23 protein-coding genes are annotated in these 24028 nt (G+C 71.1%); 11 read left to right on the plus strand and 12 right to left on the minus strand.

All coding sequences use genetic code 11. The features are described from left to right. Positions 1 to 90 precede the first annotated feature (90 nt). Positions 91 to 1122 carry an alpha/beta hydrolase gene (locus ACLJQM_RS24865; protein WP_410632938.1) on the plus strand — a complete coding sequence of 344 codons (1032 nt, stop codon included), beginning with the start codon at positions 91 to 93 and terminating at the stop codon, positions 1120 to 1122. A 485-nt stretch (positions 1123 to 1607) separates the two neighbouring features. On the opposite strand, the gene ACLJQM_RS24870 is transcribed toward ACLJQM_RS24865, so the two are convergent. The 3 genes from ACLJQM_RS24870 to ACLJQM_RS24880 all read right to left on the minus strand — a co-directional run bounded on the left by ACLJQM_RS24870 (position 1608) and on the right by ACLJQM_RS24880 (position 4779). Then, complete coding sequence (locus ACLJQM_RS24870) at positions 1608 to 3140, minus strand: nucleobase:cation symporter-2 family protein (protein ID WP_360784343.1); 1533 nt, start codon at positions 3138 to 3140, stop codon at positions 1608 to 1610. A gap of 115 nt (positions 3141 to 3255) precedes the next feature. Further along, complete coding sequence (locus ACLJQM_RS24875; RefSeq protein WP_360784346.1) at positions 3256 to 3972, minus strand: hypothetical protein; 717 nt, start codon at positions 3970 to 3972, stop codon at positions 3256 to 3258. A 225-nt stretch (positions 3973 to 4197) separates the two neighbouring features. Next, entirely contained in the window at positions 4198 to 4779 is a 582-nt protein-coding gene (locus ACLJQM_RS24880) for a hypothetical protein (RefSeq protein ID WP_410632939.1), read from the minus strand. Between the two features lie 209 nt (positions 4780 to 4988). Between ACLJQM_RS24880 and ACLJQM_RS24885 the strand changes: the two genes are divergently transcribed. Then, positions 4989 to 5381 carry a hypothetical protein gene (locus ACLJQM_RS24885; protein WP_247023964.1) on the plus strand — a complete coding sequence of 131 codons (393 nt, stop codon included), beginning with the start codon at positions 4989 to 4991 and terminating at the stop codon, positions 5379 to 5381. Positions 5382 to 5403: 22 nt separating this feature from the next. On the opposite strand, the gene ACLJQM_RS24890 is transcribed toward ACLJQM_RS24885, so the two are convergent. Continuing rightward, on the minus strand, positions 5404 to 5991 hold the full coding sequence (locus tag ACLJQM_RS24890; protein WP_360784353.1) for a TetR/AcrR family transcriptional regulator: 588 nt from the start codon (positions 5989 to 5991) through the stop codon (positions 5404 to 5406). A gap of 107 nt (positions 5992 to 6098) precedes the next feature. Here ACLJQM_RS24890 and ACLJQM_RS24895 point away from each other — a divergent pair, with 107 nt between their 5' ends. Continuing rightward, a complete protein-coding gene (locus tag ACLJQM_RS24895) occupies positions 6099 to 6992 on the plus strand; it encodes an SDR family oxidoreductase (protein ID WP_410632940.1) in 894 nt (297 codons plus the stop codon). A 563-nt stretch (positions 6993 to 7555) separates the two neighbouring features. After that, the gene (locus ACLJQM_RS24900) at positions 7556 to 9139 is read left to right on the plus strand and encodes an FMN-binding glutamate synthase family protein (protein ID WP_410632941.1); all 1584 of its coding nucleotides are present in this window, start codon (positions 7556 to 7558) and stop codon (positions 9137 to 9139) included. Between the two features lie 64 nt (positions 9140 to 9203). Here the strand turns inward: ACLJQM_RS24900 and ACLJQM_RS24905 are convergent, their stop codons facing one another. The 7 genes from ACLJQM_RS24905 to ACLJQM_RS24935 form a co-directional block, all read right to left on the minus strand. Then, complete coding sequence (locus tag ACLJQM_RS24905; protein ID WP_410632942.1) at positions 9204 to 10901, minus strand: alpha/beta fold hydrolase; 1698 nt, start codon at positions 10899 to 10901, stop codon at positions 9204 to 9206. Positions 10902 to 10963: 62 nt separating this feature from the next. Continuing rightward, positions 10964 to 11431, minus strand: a complete 468-nt coding sequence (locus ACLJQM_RS24910) for an RDD family protein (protein WP_410632943.1) — start codon at positions 11429 to 11431, stop codon at positions 10964 to 10966. A gap of 94 nt (positions 11432 to 11525) precedes the next feature. Then, positions 11526 to 12176, minus strand: coding sequence for a response regulator (locus tag ACLJQM_RS24915; RefSeq protein ID WP_247023969.1), 651 nt, complete (start codon positions 12174 to 12176; stop codon positions 11526 to 11528). Beyond that, positions 12176 to 13366, minus strand: coding sequence for a sensor histidine kinase (locus tag ACLJQM_RS24920; RefSeq protein ID WP_410632944.1), 1191 nt, complete (start codon positions 13364 to 13366; stop codon positions 12176 to 12178). The genes ACLJQM_RS24915 and ACLJQM_RS24920 overlap by 1 nt, the downstream gene beginning before the upstream one ends. A gap of 25 nt (positions 13367 to 13391) precedes the next feature. Then, positions 13392 to 13838, minus strand: coding sequence for a hypothetical protein (locus ACLJQM_RS24925; protein WP_410632945.1), 447 nt, complete (start codon positions 13836 to 13838; stop codon positions 13392 to 13394). A gap of 76 nt (positions 13839 to 13914) precedes the next feature. Then, the gene (locus ACLJQM_RS24930) at positions 13915 to 14790 is read right to left on the minus strand and encodes a LysR family transcriptional regulator (RefSeq protein WP_360784202.1); all 876 of its coding nucleotides are present in this window, start codon (positions 14788 to 14790) and stop codon (positions 13915 to 13917) included. A gap of 228 nt (positions 14791 to 15018) precedes the next feature. Beyond that, positions 15019 to 15552, minus strand: a complete 534-nt coding sequence (locus tag ACLJQM_RS24935) for a DinB family protein (protein WP_410632946.1) — start codon at positions 15550 to 15552, stop codon at positions 15019 to 15021. 520 nt (positions 15553 to 16072) lie between these two features. Between ACLJQM_RS24935 and ACLJQM_RS24940 the strand changes: the two genes are divergently transcribed. From ACLJQM_RS24940 to ACLJQM_RS24970, 7 genes are all read left to right on the plus strand, one after another. Next, positions 16073 to 17044: a TolB family protein gene (locus ACLJQM_RS24940; RefSeq protein ID WP_247023974.1), complete on the plus strand. Its 972-nt coding sequence runs from the start codon at positions 16073 to 16075 to the stop codon at positions 17042 to 17044. Positions 17045 to 17500: 456 nt separating this feature from the next. Further along, positions 17501 to 17671, plus strand: coding sequence for a hypothetical protein (locus ACLJQM_RS24945; protein WP_410632947.1), 171 nt, complete (start codon positions 17501 to 17503; stop codon positions 17669 to 17671). Positions 17672 to 17721: 50 nt separating this feature from the next. Further along, entirely contained in the window at positions 17722 to 18888 is a 1167-nt protein-coding gene (locus ACLJQM_RS24950; protein ID WP_410632948.1) for a hypothetical protein, read from the plus strand. A gap of 158 nt (positions 18889 to 19046) precedes the next feature. Next, a complete protein-coding gene (locus tag ACLJQM_RS24955) occupies positions 19047 to 19583 on the plus strand; it encodes an RICIN domain-containing protein (protein ID WP_410632949.1) in 537 nt (178 codons plus the stop codon). Between the two features lie 371 nt (positions 19584 to 19954). Then, positions 19955 to 20458 (plus strand): hypothetical protein, encoded by a 504-nt coding sequence (locus ACLJQM_RS24960; protein WP_247023978.1) that lies wholly within the window; start codon positions 19955 to 19957, stop codon positions 20456 to 20458. 95 nt (positions 20459 to 20553) lie between these two features. Beyond that, positions 20554 to 21693 carry a glucose-6-phosphate dehydrogenase gene (locus ACLJQM_RS24965; protein ID WP_410632950.1) on the plus strand — a complete coding sequence of 380 codons (1140 nt, stop codon included), beginning with the start codon at positions 20554 to 20556 and terminating at the stop codon, positions 21691 to 21693. Next, positions 21690 to 23504, plus strand: a complete 1815-nt coding sequence (locus tag ACLJQM_RS24970) for a glycoside hydrolase family 15 protein (protein WP_410632951.1) — start codon at positions 21690 to 21692, stop codon at positions 23502 to 23504. Before ACLJQM_RS24965 ends, ACLJQM_RS24970 begins: the two co-directional genes overlap by 4 nt. Here the strand turns inward: ACLJQM_RS24970 and ACLJQM_RS24975 are convergent, their stop codons facing one another. After that, positions 23505 to 23942, minus strand: coding sequence for an SRPBCC family protein (locus tag ACLJQM_RS24975; RefSeq protein WP_360784181.1), 438 nt, complete (start codon positions 23940 to 23942; stop codon positions 23505 to 23507). Positions 23943 to 24028: the final 86 nt, after the last annotated feature.

The following is a 24028-nucleotide window of genomic DNA, read 5'->3' on the forward strand; positions in this document are numbered from 1 at the left end:
GGAGGGGTTCCGGCAGTTCGATCCGGCTGCCGAACCCCTCCTGCGCAAGCAGAACTCGAACGCTCGGCTCGGTTGTCTCAAGGAGAACACATGACCGCGCAAGTCACGGACCGGTCCGCCACCCGGCCGGTCGGACCGCCACCACCCTTCGATCCGGAACTCGCTCCCGTGGTCGAGGTGCTGACCGGCCTGCGCCCTCCCGACGCGTACCGTCCGGACACCATCGTCGAGATGCGCGAGCCGGTCCCCGGGGTGGAGACCCCGACCGACGAGATCCTCTCGCGCGGTGGCGCCTACAGCGTGCAGGAGCGGGCGGTGCCGGGGCCGGCCGGGGAACCGGACATCTCGCTGCTGATCTGCCTCCCGAAGCACGCGGCGGCCCCGGCCCCGGCGATCTACCACGTCCACGGGGGCGGCATGATCGTCGGGGACAACCGGTTCGGCCTGGTCGAGATGCTGGACCTGGCCGAACCGATGGGCATGGCCGTGGTCTCGGTCGAGTACCGGCTCGCACCCGAGACGCCCCACCCGGGTCCCGTCGAGGACTGCTACGCGGGCCTGGCGTGGGTGTCGGAGCACGCCCCCGAGCTGAACATCGACCCCGAGCGCATCGTCATCGGCGGCGCGAGCGCCGGCGGCGGCCTCGCAGCGGCTGTCAGCCTGATGGCACGCGACCGCACCGGCCCGGCCATCCTGGCCCAGCTGCTCCTGTCGCCGATGCTGGACGACCGCAACGACTCGCCCTCCGCGCGGCAGATGCGCGGCCTCGGCATCTGGGACAGCTCCTCGAACGAGACCGGCTGGAACGCGCTCCTCGGCGACGGCGTTCGCGGAGGACCGGACGTTTCTGCGTACGCCGCGCCTTCCCGCGCCGCAGACCTCTCCGGACTGCCGTCCGCGTTCGTCGACGTCGGGTCGGCCGAAACGTTCCGGGACGAGGACGTCGCCTACGCGAGCCGCTTGTGGCAGGCGGGCTGCGACGTCGAGCTGCACGTCTGGCCCGGCGGGTTCCACGGGTTCGACGTCGTGGTTCCCGATGCCGTGCTCTCGCGGGACTCCGTCGCTGCTCGAGCGGCATGGCTGCGCCGTCAACTGGGGCGTACTCCCCCGGTGAGGGGCTGAGCTGGAGTGTTCGCGTAGGCGTCCGGCACGCGGTTGGTGCCGGACGCCATTCGCTTACCGCGAAGCGCTGGTTCAGCGCATCGGCGTCTGGCGGCTTCGCCCGACGAACACGGGTCAGAACAGGTGACCCACTTCCCTGACACGGAAGAGGTCACTGGTTCAATCCCGGTGTCGCGCACCACCTGGGCTGCTGCGTCCCTGCCCGTCAAGGTCAGGACCTTCGGCTACCACGAGCGTGTGCGCGGCCCGAGCCACCGACCCACCCGGGTTGCGCGCGGTCGAGGGCCAGGAGCGGGGCTTGGTGCCACAAAGAATGCGAGAGCCGCGATCCAAAGCAGACAGCACGCCGTCGTCCGCAGTGCCACGGACCCCACGCGCTCCGCTTCGCCACCCCATCACCCCAATATACGGACGGGAACGAGCTCTGCCGCGCCACTCAGGACGGCGGTAGCTCCTCGAATACACCCACCCCGGAGCCCGTCGCCTCAGTGTTCCTCCGGCTCGGCGCCGATCCGGTAGGACACCGGCTGCCCGTCGGAGTCCCGTACCGGGACCGGGCGGCCCTGCGCGTCCACGATCTTGCCGTCGACGACCTTGTCGCCGTTCTCCAGCCGGGAAAGGACCTTGAGGTCCGAGTAGTCGATCACCCGGGTCGCCGTCGCGAAGACCGACGGCTCGCTGCCCGCCTTGCCCGGCTTCAGGTGGTTGAACACCAGGTTCAGCACGACGGCCAGGAGCGCGGCGGCGCTGATCCCCGAGTGGAAGATCGTGCCGACCCACGCCGGGAACCGGTCGTAGAAGCCGGGCACCGCGATCGGGACCATGCCCAGGCCCACCGAAGCCGCGACGATCACCAGGTTGAGGTTGCCGTTGTAGTCTACTTTGGACAGTGTCTTGATGCCGGAGGCCGCGACCGTGCCGAACAGCACCAGGCCGGCGCCGCCCAGGACCGGGTACGGGATGGCCGCGACCACCCGGCCCAGCACCGGTAGCAGGCCGAGGACCACCAGGACCCCGCCGCCGGCCGTCACCACGAACCGGCTCCGGACGCCGGTGATCGCGACGAGGCCGACGTTCTGGGCGAAGGCGCTCTGGATGAAACCGTTGAAGATCGGTGCGATCGCCGAGGAGGCCATGTCGGCGCGCAGGCCGTCGCCGATCCGGCGTTTGCCCACCTTCGTGCCGACGATCTCCCCCACCGCGAGGATGTCGGCCGTGGTCTCGGTCAGGGTCACCAGGATGACGATGAACATCGACACGATCGCGGCGACGTCGAAGGTCGGTGCGCCGAAGCCGAACGGGGCCGGCACCGCGAAGATCGGGCCGTTCCCCACCTGGGAGAAATCGGCCTTGCCGAGCACGGCGGCCAGCGCGGTGCCGACCACGATGGACAGCAGGATCGAGAGCCGGGAAATCGCCGGCACGGCGATCTTGCTCAGCAGCAGCACGATCGCCAGCGTCGCCGCGGCCAGCCCGATGTTGGAGACCGACCCGGAATCCGCGGCCTTGGTGTCGTTGCCCATCGCCCACCGGGCCGCGACCGGCATCAGGCTGAGCCCGATCACCGTGATCACCGTGCCGGTCACGACCGGCGGGAAGTACTTCACCAGCCGGGAGAACACCGGCGTGATGAGCAGGCCGAGCAGCGCGGACACGATCACCGCACCGAACACCGCGGGGAGCCCGCCGTCGGCCACGATCGCGGTCATCGTCGCCACGCCGGCGAAGGAGGTGCCCTGCACCAGCGGCAGCCGGGAGCCGAAGAAGGGCACGCCGTAGGACTGCAGGATCGTCGCCAGCCCGCCGATGAACAGGCACGACGCGACGAGCAGCCCGATCTCGGTGGGCGAGACGCCCGCGGCGCCCCCGATGATCAGCGGGGGCGCGATGATCCCGCCGTACATGGTCAAGACGTGCTGGACGCCGTAGGCGAAGCTCTTGCCGATCCCGAGCCGTTCGTCCTCGGGCCTGCCTGCCGCGGCCGCCACGTCACCCGTCTCCGGCGTGCTCTCCGCCATCGAATCCGCCTCTCGGTAGGAGCGAGCGACGGCCCGCCACCCGGCCTTCCACAGTTTCGTTCTGCGGAGACTAACTTCCGCATGGCAGAACAAGCAACAGCCGGATCGCCCGGTGCTACTTCAGGACGCTGACCGCGCGGGCGATGACCAGCAACGACGTCAGCAACGCGGCGACGCTCTGCACCGCCATCAGCACCTTCGCCCGCGACGACAGCGGCATGGTGTCGGTGGGGCTGAACGCCGTCGAGTTGGTCACCGACACGTACAGGTAGTCCACCAGCGTCGGCACCCAGTCGGCCTTGACGCTGGACCCGTCGGCGACCTCCTCGACGGTGTCGGCGTTCTCGTCCTGGGAGAACCGGAAATCGGCCAGCGGGAGATCGGCGCGGCCGGACTGGGTGCGCTTGACCGGGCCGCCCCGGTCGAGCTCCCAGTAGGCCAGCCCGAACGCGATCACGTTGGTCAGCCAGACCTGCAGCGCGCCGAGCAGCAAGGCCTGGCCGTCGCCGGCCGCACCGGCGACCAGGTCGTGGATGAGCAGCGCCAGCGCTCCCAGGTTGGTGACGCCGATGACGACGACCAGCGACAGCGACAGGACACGGGAGATCCTGGTCTGCCGGGTGACGCGCCGCGGGTTGATAGCGACCAGCGGCACCAGCAGCAGGATTTCCAGCGCCGGCACGACGAACCGGGGCGCGACCAGCAGCTGTTCGGGCAGGGCCAGGTAGAGCGCGATGGCCACGAGGGTCGCGACGGCGGCCGGCAGCCGGGCCTCGCCGCGGCGCTGGTGACGGGGGTGACGGGTCCGGGCCTCGGCCCGATCGGCTGGCATGGCGGCGGCTCCTCGCGCACGGCCGCGGACCGGCCCCTGGTCATGAGGCCGCCAGCCTAGTCCCCCGCCACGGCCGCGCATTTCGGCGAACGATCGCACGCTTTGCCGTGCTCGCGCCCACCTCCGCCGAAATGCGACCCGACCGGAATTGCCCGTGCCACGCACGAATGGCGGAGCGGTTTTCCGGCGGCCCGTTTCAGCAGCAGGCCGCCGGAGCGCCGCCGATCAGTACGGGTGGGGTGCGTAGACCGTTTGGACGGTCGTGGTCGAGTAGGTGACGTTGTTGTAGGTGGCTTGCTGTTCGCAGGTCACGGTCACCGCCGCACCCGGCGGGACGCTGCCGGTGTTGTAGGTGACGGTGGTCTTGGTGGCCTTGTCCTCGTGGTCGGAGCCGGAGCCGCCGTAGGTGTCGTGGCAGGACACGCGGGTGTCGCGCGCGTCGAGGCCGTCGCCGTTGGCGCGTTCGAACCGGATGTAGCTCTGCACCCGGGCGGACTTGACCGGGCTGCCGCCGGAGTAGGAGTCCCAGCGCAGCACGGTGGTGTAGGCGTGGACGCGGTAGCCCGTGCCGCAGTCCGGGGTGTAGGACGTCACCGATCCGCTGTAGACGGGCGTGCCCTGGTTGGCGCAGGTCGTCGGAGCGGGCGTGGTGGGCGGCGGCGTACCGGGGTCACCCGGGAGACCGGGATCGCCGCCGCACCCCTCTTCGGGACACTGCGGCTCCACCGTGGACGCTTGGGCCGCCGGAAGGGTGACCGCGGTTTCCAGACCACAACAGATCATCGCCGCGGCGACAACCGCGGCCAATCGCGTAATCGAAGTTTTCACGGTTCTGCATTCGCAGAGGATCATGAACGCGTTACACAACTTCTTGCCGATTTCAGCCGATCTCGTCGCGCATTGGCGGAGTACTCCGAATGGGTGCGGGCAAAAATTGTCGTGGCGGCAAAAGCACCGTGGGCGCGGGCCGCGCGGTCGGGCACGGTCGTGGTTCACGAACCGAGTGGAGGCTCACCGTGCCGCGTCGCCGTCTGCCCGAACGCGCCACGCCGGAGGGCGCGGGCCGGATCTTCCTGCCGGTGATGCTGGTCGTCTTCGGCCTGGGCACGATCGTGCTGCTGATCGCCGGGATCTCGGTGCTGTCCGGCGACCTCGCCCACGGCGGTGAGACCTCACCGTGGTTCCTGCTCGCCCTGTTCGCGACCGCGGTCCAGCTGATCGCACTGGTGGCCCTGGCTTTCCGCCGCCGGTGGGGCGCCCGGGTGTTCGGCGCGGCGTTCGTGACCGGCACAGCGCTGGACCTCTTGTCCTTCAGCGGGGTGAGCGGTGCGCTGGTCGCCGTCAAGATCCTGGTCGCCGGGGTCCTCGCGGCGGCGATCCTGGTCCGCTGGGACGACCTCGTCGCCTGAGCCACCGGCTCAGGCGCGGCCTTCACCTCGGGGAGCGCAACGCCTGAGCGGCTTCGCCGGCCAGCGTCAGCAGCTCGTCCAGCACTTCGGCCGCGAGGTCGGCCAGCGACCCCTCCTCGCGCAGCCACCGGCTGAACGCGATCCCGAACACCGTGGCCCCCGATTCCGCCGCGAGGGTGGCCGCGGGCTCGCCGACGCCGCGGGCGCGCAGGGCGTCGGCGACCGTCGTGGCCAGCGTCGTCAGCTTGTGACGCTCCCGTTCCTGCAGGGCGGGGTGGCGGTCGATCACGGACTGCCGCGTGCGGGAGTGCGGACGGCGCTCGTCCGGGAAGAAGGCCGACGACGACCGCAGCGCCGAGGCGACGACCTCGAGCGGTGACGCCTCCGGCGGGGCCGCGGCGATGCCGTCGAGGAAGGCCTGGACCAGCAGTTCCTGCCCTTGGAAGAGCACTTCGCGCTTGTCGCTGAAGTGCCGGAAGAAGGTGCGCTCGGTCAGGCCGACGGCCTGCGCGATCTCCGCGGCGGTCGTCTGCTCGTAGCCGCGGGTGGCGAACAGTTCGAGCGCGGCCTGCTGCAGCCGCTCCGCGGTCCCGGGTTCCCAGCGCACCATGCCGCCGAGTCTAGTGATGACAGCGCCTGACATGAAGGCGTACGGTAGCGATGTCAGCGACTGACGTCGGTCACTGACATCACATCTTCCTCGAAGGAGTTCACGCCATGCGCGTTTTCGTCACCGGAGCCTCCGGCTGGATCGGCACGGCCGTCGTCGGCGAACTGCTCACCGCCGGCCACGAGGTCACCGGGCTGGCCCGCTCGGCCGCGTCCGCCGCGAAGCTCGAAGCGGCCGGCGTCCAGGTCCGGCGCGGCGACCTCGACGACCTGGCCGGTCTCCGCGCCGGCGCCGAGGCGGCCGACGCGGTCATCCACCTGGCCAACAAGCACGACTTCGCCGACCAGGCCGCCTCCAACGCGGCCGAGCGGGCCGCCGTCGAGACCATCGGCGACGCACTCGCCGGCACCGGCCGCCCGTTCCTGCTGGCCTCGGGGGTCGCGGGCCTGGTGCAGGGCAAGCCCGCCACCGAAGCCGACGCGTCCCCGTTCCACGGCCCGGACTCCCCGCGCGGCGGCGCCGAGAACCTCGCGCTCGGGTTCACCGACCGCGGCCTGCACCCGGTGAGCCTCCGGTTCTCCCCGACCGTGCACGGCACCGGCGACCACGGGTTCATCGCGCACCTGTCCGCGATCGCCCGCGAGAAGGGCGTGGCCGGCTACCCCGGCGACGGCACCAACCGCTGGGCCGCGGTGCACGTCGGCGACGCCGCGCGCATGGTCGTCCTCGGCTTGGAGAAGGCCCCGGCGGGCAGCCGCCTGCACGCGGTCGCCGAGGAAGGCGTGCCGACGAAGGTGATCGCCGAAGCGATCGGGCGGGCGTTCGACCTGCCGGTCGCTTCGATCGACGCCGACGACGTCCCGGGCCACTTCGGGTGGATCGGCGCGTTCTTCGCGATGGACCTGGCGGCCACGAGCACCGCCACGCGGGAACTGCTGGGCTGGACGCCGACCGGGCGCACGCTGATCGAGGACCTCGACGGCGGCGCGTACTCGGGCTAGCCGTAGCGGCGCGGCCGGCTGACGGCGGGTTGCGGCGGCGGGGGCGGGGCAGCTGCCCGCCGCAACCGTGGTTTTGGTGAACGTGGTGCCGCAGCCGGGCTTCACCGCTGGTTCGTCCACTGTGGCCGATCGGCGACCCGCGACAGCCGTCCGCACCACGGGTCCGGGGCGGGGCGCCGGGAAACGGGCCCCGGCCGGGTTCCGGAGCCGGGGTCCTGCGCCGACGCGGGCCCGGCCGTCAGCGGCGCTCCGCCGCCTGCGAACGGGACTACCGCTCGCCTGCCGGAAGCGTCGGCCCGCGGTGGACGAGCCGCCTGCCGCATTCCGCTGGACGAGGATGCGGTGGAGGTGTTCGCCCCCGAGGGGGGCGCCCAGGTCAACGGTGGCATCCTGGTACGGGTGTCGCGGTTCCTGACACCGGACCAGGCGAAGGAGTACCAGGCGACGCTGGGCGGCCGAGCCCGATGCGCCCGGGTCCGGACGAATCCCCCATCTGCGTACGTATTCCCCGTTATCGCCGTTCTCGACCTGCGCTCGACCGGCGACGCGGATAGCTTCGATCCGTGGTCGGATTCGGTGCGGTAGCCGTCCTGTCGCTGCTCGCCCTGGGCGCCGCCGCGGTCGCCTGGGTTTTCGGTCCCTGGTGGTGGCTCCTCGCCGGGCCGCTGCTCGCCGTGGCCGGGGTAGGGGTCTGGGATCTGCTCCAGCGCAAGCATTCGGTCCTGCGGAACTACCCCGTGCTCGGGCACCTGCGGTACTTCCTCGAAGACCTGCGGCCCGAGCTGCAGCAGTACTTCGTCGAGCGCAACTTTGACGGCCGGCCCTTCGACCGGGACGTCCGCAGCATCGTCTACGAACGCGCCAAGGGCACCGATGCCGAGGAGCCCTTCGGCACCGAACGCGACGTCTACGCCGACGGCTACGAGTCCCTCGTGCACTCGATGGCCCCGGTGGCGCCGCCGGACGAGCCGCCGAGGATCCGGATCGGCGGGCCCGACTGCACGAAGCCCTACGACATGGCCTTGCTCAACGTGTCCGCGATGAGCTTCGGCTCGCTGTCCGCCAACGCGATCCTGGCCCTCAACAAAGGCGCCGCGCTCGGCGGCTTCGCCCACGACACCGGCGAAGGCGGCCTGTCGGAATACCACCTGCGCCACGGCGGTGACCTCGTCTGGGAGATCGGCACCGGCTACTTCGGCTGCCGGACCGGCGACGGCGGCTTCGACCAGGCCGAGTTCGCCGACAAGGCCGCTCACGACGCGGTGAAGTGCGTCTCGCTGAAACTGTCCCAGGGCGCCAAACCCGGCATCGGCGGCGTGCTGCCCGGCAGCAAGGTCAACGCCGAGATCGCCCGCGTCCGCGACGTCCCGCAAGGCAAGACCGTCATCTCCCCGCCGTACCACCGGGTCTTCGCCACCCCGCGCGAACTGGTCCGGTTCGTCGCCGCCATGCGGGAGCTCTCCGGCGGGAAGCCCACCGGCTTCAAGCTCTGCGTCGGGTCGCGGCGCCAGTTCCTCGCCGTCTGCAAGGCCATGCTCGACGAGGGTGTCACGCCCGACTTCATCATCGTCGACGGCGCCGAAGGCGGGACCGGCGCCGCGCCGCTGGAATTCGCCGACCACATCGGCACGCCGCTGACCGAAGGTCTCGTCACCGTCCACAACGCACTGGTCGGCACCGGCCTGCGCGACCGGATCAAGCTCGGCGCCAGCGGGAAGGTCGCCACCGGCGCCGACATCGTCAAACGCCTGGTGCAGGGCGCGGACTACACCAACGCCGCGCGGGCGATGATGTTCGCCGTCGGGTGCATCCAGGCCCAGCGCTGCCACACCAACACCTGCCCGGTCGGGGTCACCACCCAGGACGCCCGGCGTGCCCGCGCGCTGGACGTCGCGGACAAATCCCTGCGCGTGGAACGGTTCCAGCGCGCCACCGTCGCGGGCGCCCAGCAGATCATGGCGTCGATGGGCGTCCGGTTCCCGGCCGAGCTGCGGCCGCACATGCTGCGCCGCCGCGTCGACCCGCACCGGGTGCGCTCCTACGCCGACCTCTACGACTGGCTCGGCCCCGGGCAGCTGCTGGCCGAACCCCCGCCGGACTGGGCCCAGGACTGGGCCGCGGCCGATCCCGACCACTTCACCGTCTGACGCCCGGGGGATCGCCGGGCCGGACACGGCCGAGGTCAGCGCTCTCGACCGTGTCCGGCGGCCGTCAACGCCCGTCGTTGAGCTCGCCGATGCTGCGGCGCACCGCGGCACGCAACGTGGGATCACCGGCTTCGGCCGCGGCGGCCGTCGCCACGTGCGCGCCGGTGACCGGGCCCGCCACCGGGAAGACGCGATCCTCGCCGGGCAGCGGCACTCCGGGGCAGGTGACCGAACCCGGCCGGGAGTTCGCCGTCAGGAACACGTTGACCATGCCGTCGACGCAGGGGTTGCCGCCCAGCGCGTACTGGCCGTGGAACGCCGCGTCGTCGACCGAAACCAGCGGGACGCCGGCGGTGCGGACCGCCGAACGTGCTTGCTCGTAGCCGGTTTGCGGGTCGAACTCGCCTTGGACCACCAGGACGTTGGCCGCGGCTTCGGCCGGGAGCCCGGCCAGGAGCTGACGGGGCCGGTCGGACCAGAAGCCGCACGGCTCGGTCAGTCCGTAGGCCCAGCCGAAGATCGGGTAGCGCGGGCCCTGGCGGTCGGACAAGCTCTTGTACCAGCCGGCGGTCCTGGTCGGCTGGTCGCCGCACGCCACCGCGTACCGCGTGCCGGAAACCTTGCGGTAGTCCGGTTCCACCGCGGCCAGCCCGGCGACGACGTCGGCGCCGCTCAGCTGCGCCAGCCGCTTGCCGAACACGGCCGCGGACCAGGTGTCCAGCTGCTGCGCGAGCGCCGCCGGGGCCTGGGCGGGCTTGCCGTCGAGCTCGCCGGCTCCGGCGATCAGAACGGCGGCGTCGAGGATCCACCGGATCTCGTTGCCGTTGCCCACGAACAGGGCGTCGAACTGGTCCGGCGCCACGCCGAGCCCGGCGTAGAACCCGCGCAGCCGCTCGATCTCCTGCTTCACCTCGGCCGGGGTGGCGCCCAGCTGGGCGGGGAACTGGCGGGCCAGCCACGGCACGAAGACGTCGTCGGTCTGCCGCTGGCCGATCTGCGGGAACGCCTCGAAGTCCGCCTGCAGCCGGCCTTCGAAGTCGACGCTGGAGTCGAGCACGACCTTGCCCGCGCGGGCCGGGAACAACGACGCGTACTTGGCGCCGAGCCAGGTGCCGTAGGAGTACCCGAGGTAGTTGAGCTTCTCGTCGCCGAGCAGGGAGCGGATCAGGTCCATGTCGTGCGCGGTCTGCCAGGTGGTGATGAACGGCGCGATCGCGTCGCTCTGGCACGCTTCCGCGATCGCCCGCGGCGTCTTGCGGTGCTCGGCGATGCTCGTCGCCGAACGGTCACGCGCGTCGAGCGGCCCCTGCGGCAGCCGTCCCGTCGGTACCTCGCAGACGAAGCCGGTGTCCGGGGTGCCTTCGTGCCCGGTGCCGCGGGGATCCATGCCGATGAAGTCGTAGCGCTCGTTCACGCTCGGTTCGAGGCCCGCCAGCGCACCCGCGAGGGAACTGCCCTGGCCGCCGGGACCGCCCGGGTTCACCAAGAGCGCGCCGGTCCGCTCCCCCGTCGCCGCGACCCGGCTGATCGACACGCTCAGGTCCACCCCGGAATCCGGGTTCGCCCAGTCCCGCGGCACGGTGATCACCGCGCATTCGGCCGGCTTCGCCCCTTCGGCGACCGGGAACGGGCACGCTCCCCACGTCACCTGCTGGCCGGTGTAGCGGTCCGGGATGGCCGCGGCGGCGGTGGCCGCGGGGACCGCCGGAACCGCGAGCAGGACGGCGGTGGCCAAGAGCCGGGTCGCTGTTTTCTTTTTCACATGACGCCCCTCGTCCGGGTGAATGATCACCCGGAGTATGGCGCGGGATCCCGGCGCCGGGATCAACCGAAAGTACGAGGAGATCCGGAGCGGTGCTCGACGCCGGCGCGCACCACGACGGTCCGCGCCACCAGGTCGCCGAGCCGCTGCCGCCGCGCGGTCACCACGATGCTGACGACGGCCACCAGTCCGAACAGCAGCCCGTCGACGGTCATCAGGAGCCACCGGAACAGGTACGCGCGCGCCTTCGGCCGCCCGCCGCGCAGGGTTTCGACCCGCAGCCCCATCACCAGCATGCCCGGGGTGACGCCGCCGCGGCGCAGCGGGACCCAGATGTGGATCGCGGCGTCACACGCGTAATCGACGGCGAAGAACGTGATCGCCGGGGCCCACAGGATCGTTTTCGGCGGTACCAACCCCCACCGCAGCAAGGGAATGACGACGAGGCCGGCCGCGAGCGCGGCGAGCATCCCCAAGCCCATGGCGAGCGCTTGGTCCAGCACCACCTGCACCACCCTGCGGCCCGCCATCCTCAGCCCCTCCGGCACTTCTCGCCGTCCGGCCGGGATGGTCACCGCGCTGACCGCACACTCGGCGAGTTTCGCACACCGGTCAAGTGGTGGATCACCCCAGCAACCCGCGCTGCCACGCCCAGACGGCGATCTCCGTGCGGTTCCGGAGTTCGAGCTTGCGCTGCACGCTCGCCAGGTGCGTCTTGACCGTCGAAAGGGAGACGCGGAGGTCGTCGGCGATCTCCGCGTTGGTCCGGCCGCGGGCGACCGCGAGCACCACATCGGACTCGCGGTCGGTCAGCAGGCCCGGTGTCCCCTGCGCGCGCTGCCGCGCCTGCTCGGTGAACCGGGCGAGCAGGCGCACGGTCACCGAAGGCGACACCATCGCCTCGCCGTGGGCCGCCGCGCGGACCGCGTCCACCAGCAGCCGCGGACCGGCGTCCTTGAGCAGGAACCCGCTGGCCCCGCCGAGCAGGGCGGCGTAGACGTTCTCGTCCGCGTCGTAGGTCGTCACCACCACCACGCGGAGCGGGTGCGCGACGGCCGGCCCGGCCAGCAGCTCGGTGGCCCGCAGACCGTCCACCTTGGGCATCCGGATGTCCATCAGCGTGACGTCCGGCCGCAGTTGCCGCGCCAGCCGGACCGCGCTTTCCCCGTCGGCGGCTTCGGCGATCACTTCGATGTCCGGCGCGGCGTCCAGCACCAGCCGGAAGCCGGTGCGCACCAGCACCTGGTCGTCGGCGACGAGCACGCGGATGGTCATCAGAGGCCCCTCGGCAAGGCGTCGAACGGCGAATCCTCGCCGGCGAGCGGGAACCGCGCCGCGACGCGCCACCGGCCACCGGCTGACGGCCCCGCGGTCAGGCTGCCGCCGAGCATGGCCAGCCGCTCGGTCATGCCGGTGATGCCGAACCCGCCGGGCGCGGAACGGGGCGTCGCGGGGACCCCGTCGTTGACCACCTCGAGCACGAGGTCGTCGGCCTCGACGCGAACGGAGACGACCACCTCGGTCGCGGCCGGCGCGTGCCGGCGGGCGTTGGTCAGCGCTTCGGTCACGACGCGGTGGACGGTCGTGGCCACCTGGGACGGCACCGGCAGCTGGTCCAGTTCCTCGGCGACGGCCACGCGGGCGGTGGAGCCGGCGGCCGCGCGCACCGCGTCGCCGAGCACGGCGCCGGAAAGCGGTGTCACGTCCCGGGTGTCCCGCAACATCCCGACCAGCCGGCGCGCGGCGGCCAGCGCCGCACCGCCGGCCTCCTCGATCTCGCGGTAGACCGCCGCGTGCCCGCCGACGTCAGCGTTCGCTTCGGCGATCGCGCGGGCGGCCTGCGTGCGGACGACGATCCCGCTGACGTGGTGGGACACCAGGTCGTGCAGTTCCCTGGCCAGTTGCAGGCGTTCCTGGCCGCGCACCCGGTCCAGCGCGTCCCGCTGCCTGGCGTCCGCCGCCCGCAGGATCAGCCCGACGCCGACGCACGCTCCCCAGTACGCGGCGGCGGCCACCGCCAGCAGCGTCTCCGGCTCGCCGGCGCCGTAGCGCAGCAGCGGCGCGGCGATCATCACCGCACCGAGTGCCGGCGCCAGCGCGGCCGCGTGCCTCGGCTCGAGCGTGCGGCCGGCCGACGCCGTGAGCAGCCCGGCGGCGACGATCTCCGCGATCGGCGGCTGGCTCCGGGTGTGCGCGGTGAGCGACACGACCGTGCTGATCGCCGACAGCGCGGCGACGATGCTCCCCAGCACGCCGACGTGGCGGGGGAAGCGCCGCCGCAGCACGGCCAGCACCGGGATCGCCGTCCCGGTCGAAGCCAGGACCCCGGTCAGCGGCGCGGCCCAGCCACTGCTTCCGCCGGGCACGCGCAGCACCAGCACGACGTCGGCGACGAGCGCCGCGGCCAGCGCCGCGAGCTCGGTGCCGAGCATGCCGCGCCGGGCCAGGACCCCCGCTCTGCGCATGGCCGTCATGATCCCGCGATCCGGTTCAGCCCGCGCGCCGGATCCCGGCGATGTAGCGGTTGGACGGCGCCAGGTAGCTGAGCACGGTCGCGACGACGGCCACCCCGCAGCTCAGGTAGCCCGCCCACGACGGTTCGGTGGTGAGCAGCGAAGCGGCCTGCAGCAAGGTGAAGACGGTCAGCGTGACGCGGGCCCAGTTGCGGCCGGCCTTGAGCTTGAACGACAGCCACAGGTAGACCAGCGCGATGACCACGGCGATCGCGACCGGGACGGCCTGCCCGACCAGGGTGAGCCGGTCGAGCTGGTCTTGCGGCATCGCCGGGTTCGCCCGGCGCAAGGCCGCCGCGATTTCGTCGCGCGCGCTCAGGACGAGCAGCCCACCGGCGATCGCGGACACCGTGGACACCAGGAAGCCGAAGAAGGCGGCGATGATCGTGCTCGGCGGGTTCTCCCGCACCGTTTCGGTAGTCATACCGGGAAGTTAGGACTCGCCGCGCCCCGGCACCGGTTGAGCCGAGCCCGCCTCGTACTTTCGGCCGAGGAAGGCCTCAGGCGACGGACAGCCGTTCCGCGAGCAGCTCGAGGTCCGCGCCCATCGACGTGCCGGCGCTCCAAACGGCTTCGTAGGAGATCCGGACCGCACGGCCGGCCGCGAGCAACGGACGGTGCCGGACCCCGGCCGAGGTGAGTTTCGATCGCGGCAGCATCGCCGCTCCCAGGCCGAGTCCGGCCCATTCCTCCAGCACCCGGTAACTCGCGGCTTCGTCCGGGTAGGCCCGCAACGGCAGTTCGTGCTCCTGGAACAGCTGCGTGGTGAACGTGGTCAGGCCGCACGAATCCGGGACCAGGATGAACTCTTCGCGGCCCGCCTCCCCCAGTTCCAGCGGCCGGTCGTCGACGTCGGAGCCGACCACCACGATCGGCTCGGCCTCGACGACGCGGTGCTCGAACCGCGGCAGCGGCGCGACGGCCGGGACCAGGATGATGTCGAGGTCACCGGTGAGCAGCCCGGTGCGCAGGTTCTCCATGCCGGCCTCGCGCAGCACGAGATCCCGGGGCGTGGGGAGCGCGCGCACGGCGCTGAAGGCACGGGCGACGAGGTGCCCGCCGATGAGCGGCGACACGCCCATGCGGATCTTCCCGGCGGCCGGCTCGGTCAGCCGCCGCGCTTCGGCGGCCACCGCGTCCAGGCCGGCCAGCGCCTGGTCGATGAGCGGCAGCAGCCGCGCCCCGAACTCCGTGCGCGTCACCCCGCGCGGGGACCGGTCGAACAGCTTGCCGCCCAGCCGCTCCTCGAGCTTGGCGATCCCGTTCGACAACGCCGGCTGGCTGACACCGTAGGCACGCGCCGCGGCGCTGAACGACTGGGTCTCGGCGACCGCCCGCGCGTACCGCAGCGCCTCGACGCTCAACCGCTCAGCCACGATCGGGCCCTGTCACCGGCGCCTCCATTGCCTTGTTGAACTGCGCAGACTCTTGCGACTTGCCCGGTACGCCGGACCGCAGCTCGGCCGGTGTCGCTTCGGCGAGCCGCGGCCACCGCCGTGCGCACGGCTGGCCGGAACGCGCCGGTCAGGTGCACCGCCGAGGCGACCGCGGCCCGCGCCGCCGGGTCAGCGGGACGCTGCGGTGGTGCGGTCATGCCGGCTCGGTCAGCCGAGGGGTGCGAGGACCAGGTAGCCGTCCAGGCGGCACACCTGGCCGGTGTCGGGGTCGGGTGGCAGCGCGTGCCCGAGGGCCTGCGCGCGGACTTCGCCGATCCACTGGTCGTGCTGGTACTCGTGGTTGACCAAGGCGGTCAGCAGGTGCGTCGCGACGATCGCCAGCTGGCCCGGCGCGCCGACCCGCCCGCCGGCGATGGCGGACATGCGGGCGTGCACCCGCTCGGCGACGGTTTGGCGGAACGCGGTGAGCCGCTCGACCGTGGGCAGGGCGCCGCGGAACTCCTCCGGGTTCGCCGAGTCCATGAGGCCGTCCAGCTCGGGGTCGGGGCTGGGTTCGGCCGCGGTGAGGTTGCGGACCATGAAGTGCGCGACGTGCGCCTGGTGCCCGAGGTGCCAGCCGATCGCGCTGGAGTTCTCGTGCGGGCGCCACGTGATCTCGTCCGGACTGAGGTCCTTCCACAGCTGGTCGGTGTAGGCGCGGGCGCGGTCGTATTCGCGCAGCAGCGCGTCGACGTCATGCATGGCTGACCTCCCGGTGGCGGGTGATGGCTTCGAACGGCGCGGTGCTGCTCCCCGTGACCACTCCTGAGAGCGCCGGAACCCGGTTTCCCCGGCCCCGCGCAAAACCGAACACGTCGGCAGGAGACCACCGTGAATGCCCGGATAGCCGGACGTTATAGCCATCAAAGGTGTGCGGCAAGAGGCCATCGTAATCCGTTATGACCCCATCACGTTTAATTTTCTACCAAGAGCTCCGCTAGTCCAGCCGTGTTCGCCAGCCTTCCGCTCCACCCGAAAGGATGAGGTTGGATCCATTGTGAAGCGGGACGACGATTTCTATAGTCGATAACGGTGCTCCTCTCGCACCCGACCCAGGAAGGGTTTATTCCCAATGAAAAAGTCTTTGGCGTTTGTCGTGTCGGTGATCATGGTCGGATTTCCTTGCGTCGCTCTCGGAGACGAACGCGCGCCCGATGCCGGAAAGGGGACGCGGTTCGAAGCCGAATGGAAGACCCTTTCGGCCCTTGACAGCGATTACGAGGTGATCCAGCTCACCACTTCCAGATCGCTCGACAACAAGATGTACCTCGACGTGAACCCGTACGTACCCTCGCTCAATTCCGTCATGTTCATGTCGGAGCGGGACGGCGGGCACGAGAACCTGTACCTCATGTCGCTCGACAACGGCAAGTTCGTGCAGCTGACCGATTCCGATCACATCGACGGCGACCACGCGAACGTCTCACCCGCGACCGAGCAGGCGTTCTTCGTCGAAGACCGGACGTTCACCAGCGTCGGCCTGCGCGCCCCGTACCAGGAGAAGAAGATCCGCACCGTGCCGGACAAGTACGACGTCAAGGGGATCGTCGCACTGACGTCGGACGGGAAGACGATCGTGTCGTCCCTGTACGACGAGGACGAAAAACGCTCCTCGCTCGTCACCATCGACGTGAAAACGGGGCAACTCGAAACGATCAAGAAGATCGACGGGACCGTCGACCACGTGCTGATCAACCCGGTGTACGGGGACACCCTCCTCTACCACGTGCTCGACAAGAACGAGATCGGGCTCGTCGACATCGGAACGAAGAAGCGGACACTCCTGACCGGGCCGGAAGACCACGGCGTGCACCCGTTCTGGGAGTCCACCGGCAAGGACGCCGCTTTCGCGCAGCGGAAGCAGGGTGACACACCGGAGCAGGTGGTGACCTACAACATCCGCAAGGAGCGATTCTTCAGCTACGACATCCGGGACTACAGCAACCACTTCGCCATGAACCCGTCCCAGACGATCATCGAAGGGGACGGCGGGACCGACGATTCGCGGTACATCTACTACTATTACATCAAGCCGGGCACCGACAAGGTCGACACCGTGAAGATGTTCAAGCACCGAAGCTCATCGTCCTCGGAATCGGTGCACCCGCACGGCGCCTTCATCAACGACACGGACCTGATCTTCAACAGCGACGCGGACGGCGACGGCAACGTCTACCTGCTGCGGGAGAAATAGCCATCCACCACCGTGCCGCCGCGGCCGGGTCCGCAGGAGCGACCCGGCCGCGGCCGGCGCGAGCCGTCCTCAGGGCAGCCGGACCGCCTCGATCTCGACGTCGCTCAGCAGTGCTTCGGCCAGGCGCGATCTCGGGGTCGTCGTACAAGATTCCGGCGTCACCGAGCTTCCCGCCCGCACGTGGAGGTTCTCGAAGTCGGCAGCGTCCAGGTCTCGCGGTCCAGGCTTCCTTCGGTGGGCGGGACGATGCCGAGCGGCCAGCTGCCTTCCTTCTTGACCGAGGGGAAGCAGCGGTACGACGGAAGCAGGCCGTCGGGGACGACGGGGTCGCCGGTGCCGCCCGCGCATGCCGCGCCCGCGGTTCCCCGTGCCGATGGTGCTCGGCAGGTGCTCCACCCGTTCTCCGCGACGGCGAGAAAATGCCGTGGTCGGCCCGCCCGGCTAGGGTCGCCTGTTGTGGATGACTTCAAGATCGGCGAGACGGTCCGCATCACCGGCCGCACCATGACCGGCAGTGTCGGCACCGTTGTTCACCTGGATGAAAAGCGCGGGAAGTACCTCGTGCGGGTCAGCGACGTCCTTCAAAACTACTTCACGGCGGAAGAGCTGGAAGTGTTCTCGAGCTAGCGGGCCGGGGCACCGGGGCGACGGGCGGGGCCACCGGGGATCATCTGTCCATGCCGACGTCATCGCCCCAGGCACGGGTCCAGCGGACCGAACGCTGGTTCCTCCGGCGCGGAACCCCGACGATGATCGCCGGGTACGGCTTCACCGAGCACGTGCTGCCCCGGATGCTGCCCGCGCTCGTCTTCGTCACCCTCGCCAGCCTCGCCTGGCTCGTCCCGCTCAAGACCGCGGGCTCCGGCCGGTGGGTTCTGCTCGGTGTCGTCGTCGCGGTGACCGTCGCGGCCTGGGTGACGATCTCCCTGTTCGTCCGGCGCCTCCCCCGCTTCTCCCGCGCCACGACCATCGCCATCCTGATCGGCTACGCCGCGATGCCGATCGCCGTCCCGCTGCTGCAGCTCGCCTTCGACGGCGCCATCACCCTCCCCGGCGCCCGCGCGCTGGGCGTTCTGGCGTTCCTCGTGTTCTTCGCCGCCGTCTTCGCGGCCACCTACGTCGCCACCACCTACGGCTTCGGCACCCTCCTGCGCCAGGGCATCAAGCAGGCGGTCACCGATCTCCGCAACAGCGTCCAGGTCCTCGGCCGGGCCCTGCCGGTGCTGCTGTTCGTCACCCTGTTCCTCTTCTTCACCGGCGAGCTCTGGCAGCTGATGAACCAGCTCGCCTGGTGGCGCCTCGCGCTGGTCGTCGCCCTCTTCGGCGCGGTCACCGTCCTCGCCGCGGCCGCCCGTCTCCGCGAGGAAATCGGCCGCGTCGAACAGGACTTCAGCCCGCCCATGCTCACCGCCGCCTGCGCCGGGACCCCGCTCGCCGCCGTCACCCTCGACGCCCCCGTCCGCGCGGTCAGTCTCAACGGACGTCAGAAGCGCAACCTGCTGCTGATGCTCGCCACCCGCCAGCTCGTCCAGGCCGCGGTCATCGGCCTCGCCCTGTTCGCCTTCTTCGTCCTCCTCGGCGTGATCATCGTGACGCCCACCGCGGCCGAGCAGTGGATCGGCACCACACCGGCGATCTCACCGCTGCTGCCCGGCGTCCCGGTCGCCCTGCTGCGCAACGCGACCCTGCTCGCCGGGTTCGGCAGCATGTACTTCGCCGTCACGTCGATGAGCGACACCGAGCACCGCAAGCAGTTCTTCGCCCCGATCATCGACGAAATCGAGCGCACCCTCGCCGTGCGCGCCGTCTACCTCACCTTGCAGACGGACGCCGTCAAGGCGTGATCGGGCCGGGGCCAATCGAGTGAACCGGTCGTCCGGGGTTCAACCGCATCCCCGCAGTGGGCGTGTCCGCGGATGACCACATCCGGACCGGCACCGCCGCACCGAAGGGGAGTCAATTCATGGACAACCACGGAAGACGTCTTTCCCGCGTGGGAAGAATGCTGAGCACCCGGCGACGGATCGCGTCGATCGTCGCGGTCGCCGGCCTCGTGGCCTCCGCCGTGCTCGGCGGCGCGGCGACGGCATCCGCCGCTGTTCCGGGTGCCTTCACCTGGGTCAACGCCAAGACCGGCAAGTGCATGGCCGTGTCCGGCGGCGTCATGACCGGTGGGACACCCGTCATCCAGTGGGGCTGCAACGGCAACATCGACCAGTACTGGCTGGAGGTCGACTACTCCGGGGCCGAGATCTACTCCGAATTCCGGAGCGCCAAAGATCCTCGCTTCTGTCTCGCGGTCCCCCACGACACCACGCAACGCGGTGTTCAGCTGATCATCTGGCCGTGCGGCGGTCAGCTGGGGCAGTTCTGGGACCCGGTGCCCGTCCAGCTGGGTTCCGGCGTGCGGTGGTTGCTGCACAACTTCGGCACGGGCAAGTACGCCGCCGTCTCGGGCGGGCTGCCCGACCCCGATGTGCCGATCATCCAGTGGGACGCCACCGGAAACCTGGATCAGTACTGGTTCCCCCGGTACTGACGCGCTGCCCCCGGGTTGAGTCTCCGCCGAGAGGAGACTCAGTCCTCGAGGTGCACATCCGGGTGCGCGAACCGGAAATCGCCCCCGCGGGAAATGGACCTGACAGGCGGCCCAGCGCGCCGACGGCGACACCACCGGCCTGCACCACGATCCGCGCGTGACGCGGTACTGGCAGCTGGTCGCCACCATCGGCGGCCGGCCGCCGCTCCCGGGTCCGGAACCGGTGTTCGCTGGGTTCGGCCAGGCACTGCGCGCTCGGCTGGACGACCGGCGCTGACGCCCGGTGCGCCGCCGGAGCCCCCATGGTTGGGGACAGCGGGTACGGGGTACCAGCGCAGTCCGCTCACCGACCAGCACGACCGAGGACGAGCATGCCTGAGCCGATCACGCCCGAGCCCCTGCCGGCCGAGCTGCGGGCGCTGGCCGCCGACGCGGAAGCGCTCGCGGCGCGGACCGCGGAAGTGGCCGCCCGGCTGGAGACCGCGCCCGACGGCAGCCTGCAGCGGCTCGCCCGGCCCATCGCGAAGGCGACCCACGACCTGAGCGACTACACCGACGAAGTCGTCCGGACGGCCGAAAACCTGGCCCGGGTCCGGGTGTCGCGCGACCCCGGCCTGTGCGACGTCCCGTGGGGCGTCTGCCCGGCCCACGGCGTCACGCTGCGCGCGAGCGGGGACCGCGCCTGGTGCACCCACCCCGGCTGCGCCGGCGAATGGGACTACGACCGGCTCCGCACCCCCTGCACGGAGCCGGCCACCGCGGTCGTCACCGACGAAGACGGCGTCACCGGCCGGCTGTGCGCGGCGCACGCCCGGGACGCCGGCGACCGGCTGGCCGGCTGCACCGTCTCCGACCTGGACCACCCGGGCGCATGACGCTCGGCGTGCGGCCGGTTTTCCCGGCGCCTAGGGTCGAGATCGTCTTCGCCGCGGCGGCCGACGTCGCCCACCCCTTCGATCGGAGGTGCGCCATGTCCGCCGTCCCGCCGCACGTCCTGGTGGTTTTCGGGGCCACCGGGGACCTGGCCCGGCGCATGCTGTTCCCCGGCCTCGGCCGGCTGCACCGGGAAGGCCTGCTGCCCGACGGCTTCCGCGTGCTCGGGTCCGGGCGGCACTCCCCCGGCAGCGACGACGAGTTCCGCGAGAGCCTCGGTGACGCCATCAGCGGGTTCGAAGACCGCGTTTCGTTCGTGGTCTCCGACAGCGACGACGGCGCCGAGCTCGCGGCGGCCGTCCGGGAAGCCCGCGCTGAGCTCGGCGACGGCAGCCGGACGCTGCTCTACCTCTCGGTCCCGCCCGCCGCGATGGGCCCGATGGTGCGGATGTTCGGCGACACCGGCCTGGCCGAGGACGCGCGGCTGATCCTGGAGAAGCCGTTCGGCCACGACCTCGCGTCGGCGAAGGAGCTGAACGAGACCGTACGCGGGGTGTTCCCCGAGGACCGCGTGTTCCGGATCGACCACTTCCTGGGCAAGACGGCCGTGCGTGAACTGGCCGGCGTCGTCCCGGACGCCTCCTCGGTGCGGATCGACGTGCCCGAGGAGATCGGCATCGAGGGCCGCGGGTCGTTCATGGAGGCCACCGGCACCTTCCGGGACATGGTGCCCACGCACCTCTGCCAGGTCCTGGGCGTGCTCGCGGCGGCGCCGGGCCAGGAGAAGCTGGACGTCTTCCGCGCGCTGCGCCCCTTCGATCCCGGGCGGGCGGTGTTCGGCCAGTACGAGGGCTACCGCGAAGAAGACGACGTCGACCTCGGTTCCGACCGCGAAACGTTCGTCGCGCTGGAAGCCTTCGTGGACGACGACCGCTGGCGTGGCGTGCCGTTCTTCCTGCGCACCGGCAAGGCCATGGCGGAGACCCGCGCCGAGGTCGCCGCGGGCTCGCTGCACGTCGACCTCACCGACGAGGACGAAGGCGAGCCGTACGCGCGCCTGCTGCTCGAAGCCATGCAGGGCGACCGGTCGTGGTTCACCGGTGCCGACGAGGTCGAACGGCTGTGGGAGGTGTGCGCGCCCCTGCTCGACGCGCCGCCCGCGACCCAGCGGTACGCGCGGGGCTCGTGGGGACCGGCGGACGCGGACCGCCTGCTCGGCGGGAAGCCGGGCGGATGAGCGAGCGGTACCCGCCGATCGCCGAGCACGGGCTGATCGGCGACCTGCGCACCGCCGCCGTCGTCGGCACCGACGGCCGGATCGATTGGTTCTGCGCGCCCCGGTTCGATTCGCCGAGCGTGTTCGGCGCGCTGCTCGACGCCGACGACGGCGGCCACTGGGGCCTGCACCCGGTGTGCGAGGTGACCAACCGCCACCAGTTCTACATCCCCGACTCCAACATCCTCATCACCCGCTTCCTGACCGAGGACGGCATCGTCGAGGTGCAGGACTTCATGCCGGTCCTGCGCCCGCGCGACCCCGGGCACCGGCAGCGGCTGGTGCGCCGGGTCGTCAACGTCCGCGGCCGCATCCGGCTCGCCACCGACGTCCGGCCGCGGTTCGACTACGCGCGGGCGGCGCACCGGACGGAATCCACCGATGACGGCGTGCTGTTCGAGGGCGCCGGCCTGCGGCTCGGGCTGCGGACGCCGGTGCCGCTGAAGGCGGACGACGGCGGCGTCACCGGCGAGTTCGAGCTCGGACCCGGCGAGACCGCGCTGTTCGTGCTGGAGGTGCTGGACGGCGAAGCGCCCGCTGGCCCACACGGTGACCTCGGCGACGAGGTCGAGGAGCTGTTCCGCGCGACCGCGGCGTTCTGGCGGTCCTGGCTCGGCCGGTCCACCTACACCGGCCGCTGGCGCGAGATGGTGCACCGGTCGGCGCTGCTGCTGAAGCTGCTGACGCACGAGCCGTCCGGCGCGATCATCGCCGCGCCGACGTGCGGGCTGCCGGAGCAGGTGGGTGGCGAGCGCAACTGGGACTACCGGCACGTGTGGATCCGGGACGCCGCGTTCTCGCTGTACGCGTTGCTGCGCCTGGGTTTCACCACCGAGGCCGAGGACTTCTTCGGCTGGCTCACCGGCCGCATCGAGGGCGGCGGCGACGGCGACCTCGGCCCGCTGCGGGTGATGTACACGATCGACGGCGAACCGGCGCGCGAGGAGGAGGTGCTCGGCCACTGGGAGGGCTACCGCGGCTCGGCGCCGGTCCGGATCGGCAACGCGGCGGGCACCCAGCTCCAGCTGGACATCTACGGCGAGCTGATCGACTCGGTCTACCTGTTCGACAAGCACGGCGCCGGGATCTCGTACGAGGCGTGGCGCGACCTGACCCGGGTGCTCGACTGGCTGCTCGACCACTGGGACCAGCCCGACCAGGGCATCTGGGAGACCCGCGCGGGCCGCCAGGACCACACGTTCTCCCGGCTGATGTGCTGGGTGGCGATCGAGCGCATGGTCCGCGTGGCCCGCCGCCGCGGCCTGCCAGCCGACCTCGCGCGCTGGACGAGCGTCCGCGACGAAATCCACGAGCAGATCCAGACGCGCGGCTGGAGCGCGTCCGACGAAAGCTTTTCGCGCCAGTACGGCGAGTTCGTGCCGGACGCGTCACTGCTGCTGATGCCGCTGGTGAAGTTCTGCGTCCCGACGGACCCGCGGTTCACTTCGACGCTGCGGGCGATCGAGCGCACGCTGGTGGTCGACAGCCTGGTGTTCCGCTACGACCCGGAGCAGGCGCCCGACGGCGTGGACGGCGACGAAGGGACGTTCTCGATCTGCTCGTTCTGGTACGTCGAGGCCCTCGCGCGCAGCGGCCGCGTCGAGGAGGCGCGGCTGGCGCTGGAGAAGGTGTTCACCTACGCCAACCACGTCGGCCTCTACGCGGAGCAGATCGGCCTGACCGGCGACCAGCTGGGCAACTTCCCGCAGGCGTTCACCCACCTGTCCCTGATCAGCTCGGCGATCAACCTGGACCGGGCTCTCGACGGCTAGCTAGCGTCCCAGGCCGTTGAGGACCTCGGTGAGCCGGCGCTCGGTGTCGTTGCCGAGCTTCTCGAACACCACCTTGCCCAGCGGTGCCGCCAGCTTGGCCGCTCCCTTGAACTGCAGCTCGTTGGTGTAGGTGATGCTCGAGCCCGACCCGCTGGGGCGGACCTCGATCGTCTCGGTGGACGTCGCGGTGTCGTTGCGCCCCACCAGCACGACGCGGTCGGCCGTGAGCTGCTCCAGCGTGTAGGTCAGCTCGGTGCTGATCCCCGCGATCTTCGAGGTGTTGTGCCACGAGGAGCCCACCCCGACCGGGCCGGTGTCCTCGCGGGTGCAGCTTTCCGTGCCGGGGTCCCACGCCTCGGCGTGGCCGAAGTCGGCCAGGTACGGGACGACGACGTCCGGAGCGGGGTCGACGGTGAAGGTGCGCGAAACGGAAGTCATCCTCGCGGGTACCCGCTAATCCGCGGCTCACGCCCACGGCACCGGCGAAGTCCACATCGGACGTCGCGTGCATGACCGGCGGCCCG

The sequence above is a fragment of the Amycolatopsis sp. cmx-4-83 genome (assembly GCF_046548815.1).
GTDB lineage: Bacteria > Actinomycetota > Actinomycetes > Mycobacteriales > Pseudonocardiaceae > Amycolatopsis > Amycolatopsis pretoriensis_A.

Excerpts from the sequence above, each read along its gene's own strand:
- ACLJQM_RS24955 (WP_410632949.1), top strand. The coding sequence starts at position 19,047 with ATGCTGAGCACCCGGCGACGGATCGCGTCGATCGTCGCGGTCGCCGGC.
- ACLJQM_RS24935 (WP_410632946.1), bottom strand. The coding sequence starts at position 15,552 with ATGCATGACGTCGACGCGCTGCTGCGCGAATACGACCGCGCCCGCGCC.
- ACLJQM_RS24920 (WP_410632944.1), bottom strand. The coding sequence starts at position 13,366 with ATGCGCAGAGCGGGGGTCCTGGCCCGGCGCGGCATGCTCGGCACCGAG.
- ACLJQM_RS24925 (WP_410632945.1), bottom strand. The coding sequence starts at position 13,838 with ATGACTACCGAAACGGTGCGGGAGAACCCGCCGAGCACGATCATCGCC.
- ACLJQM_RS24960 (WP_247023978.1), top strand. The coding sequence starts at position 19,955 with ATGCCTGAGCCGATCACGCCCGAGCCCCTGCCGGCCGAGCTGCGGGCG.
- ACLJQM_RS24875 (WP_360784346.1), bottom strand. The coding sequence starts at position 3,972 with ATGCCAGCCGATCGGGCCGAGGCCCGGACCCGTCACCCCCGTCACCAG.
- ACLJQM_RS24965 (WP_410632950.1), top strand. The coding sequence starts at position 20,554 with ATGTCCGCCGTCCCGCCGCACGTCCTGGTGGTTTTCGGGGCCACCGGG.
- ACLJQM_RS24910 (WP_410632943.1), bottom strand. The coding sequence starts at position 11,431 with ATGGCGGGCCGCAGGGTGGTGCAGGTGGTGCTGGACCAAGCGCTCGCC.
- ACLJQM_RS24870 (WP_360784343.1), bottom strand. The coding sequence starts at position 3,140 with ATGGCGGAGAGCACGCCGGAGACGGGTGACGTGGCGGCCGCGGCAGGC.
- ACLJQM_RS24950 (WP_410632948.1), top strand. The coding sequence starts at position 17,722 with ATGCCGACGTCATCGCCCCAGGCACGGGTCCAGCGGACCGAACGCTGG.
- ACLJQM_RS24970 (WP_410632951.1), top strand. The coding sequence starts at position 21,690 with ATGAGCGAGCGGTACCCGCCGATCGCCGAGCACGGGCTGATCGGCGAC.
- ACLJQM_RS24915 (WP_247023969.1), bottom strand. The coding sequence starts at position 12,176 with ATGACCATCCGCGTGCTCGTCGCCGACGACCAGGTGCTGGTGCGCACC.
- ACLJQM_RS24865 (WP_410632938.1), top strand. The coding sequence starts at position 91 with ATGACCGCGCAAGTCACGGACCGGTCCGCCACCCGGCCGGTCGGACCG.
- ACLJQM_RS24895 (WP_410632940.1), top strand. The coding sequence starts at position 6,099 with ATGCGCGTTTTCGTCACCGGAGCCTCCGGCTGGATCGGCACGGCCGTC.
- ACLJQM_RS24975 (WP_360784181.1), bottom strand. The coding sequence starts at position 23,942 with ATGACTTCCGTTTCGCGCACCTTCACCGTCGACCCCGCTCCGGACGTC.
- ACLJQM_RS24890 (WP_360784353.1), bottom strand. The coding sequence starts at position 5,991 with ATGGTGCGCTGGGAACCCGGGACCGCGGAGCGGCTGCAGCAGGCCGCG.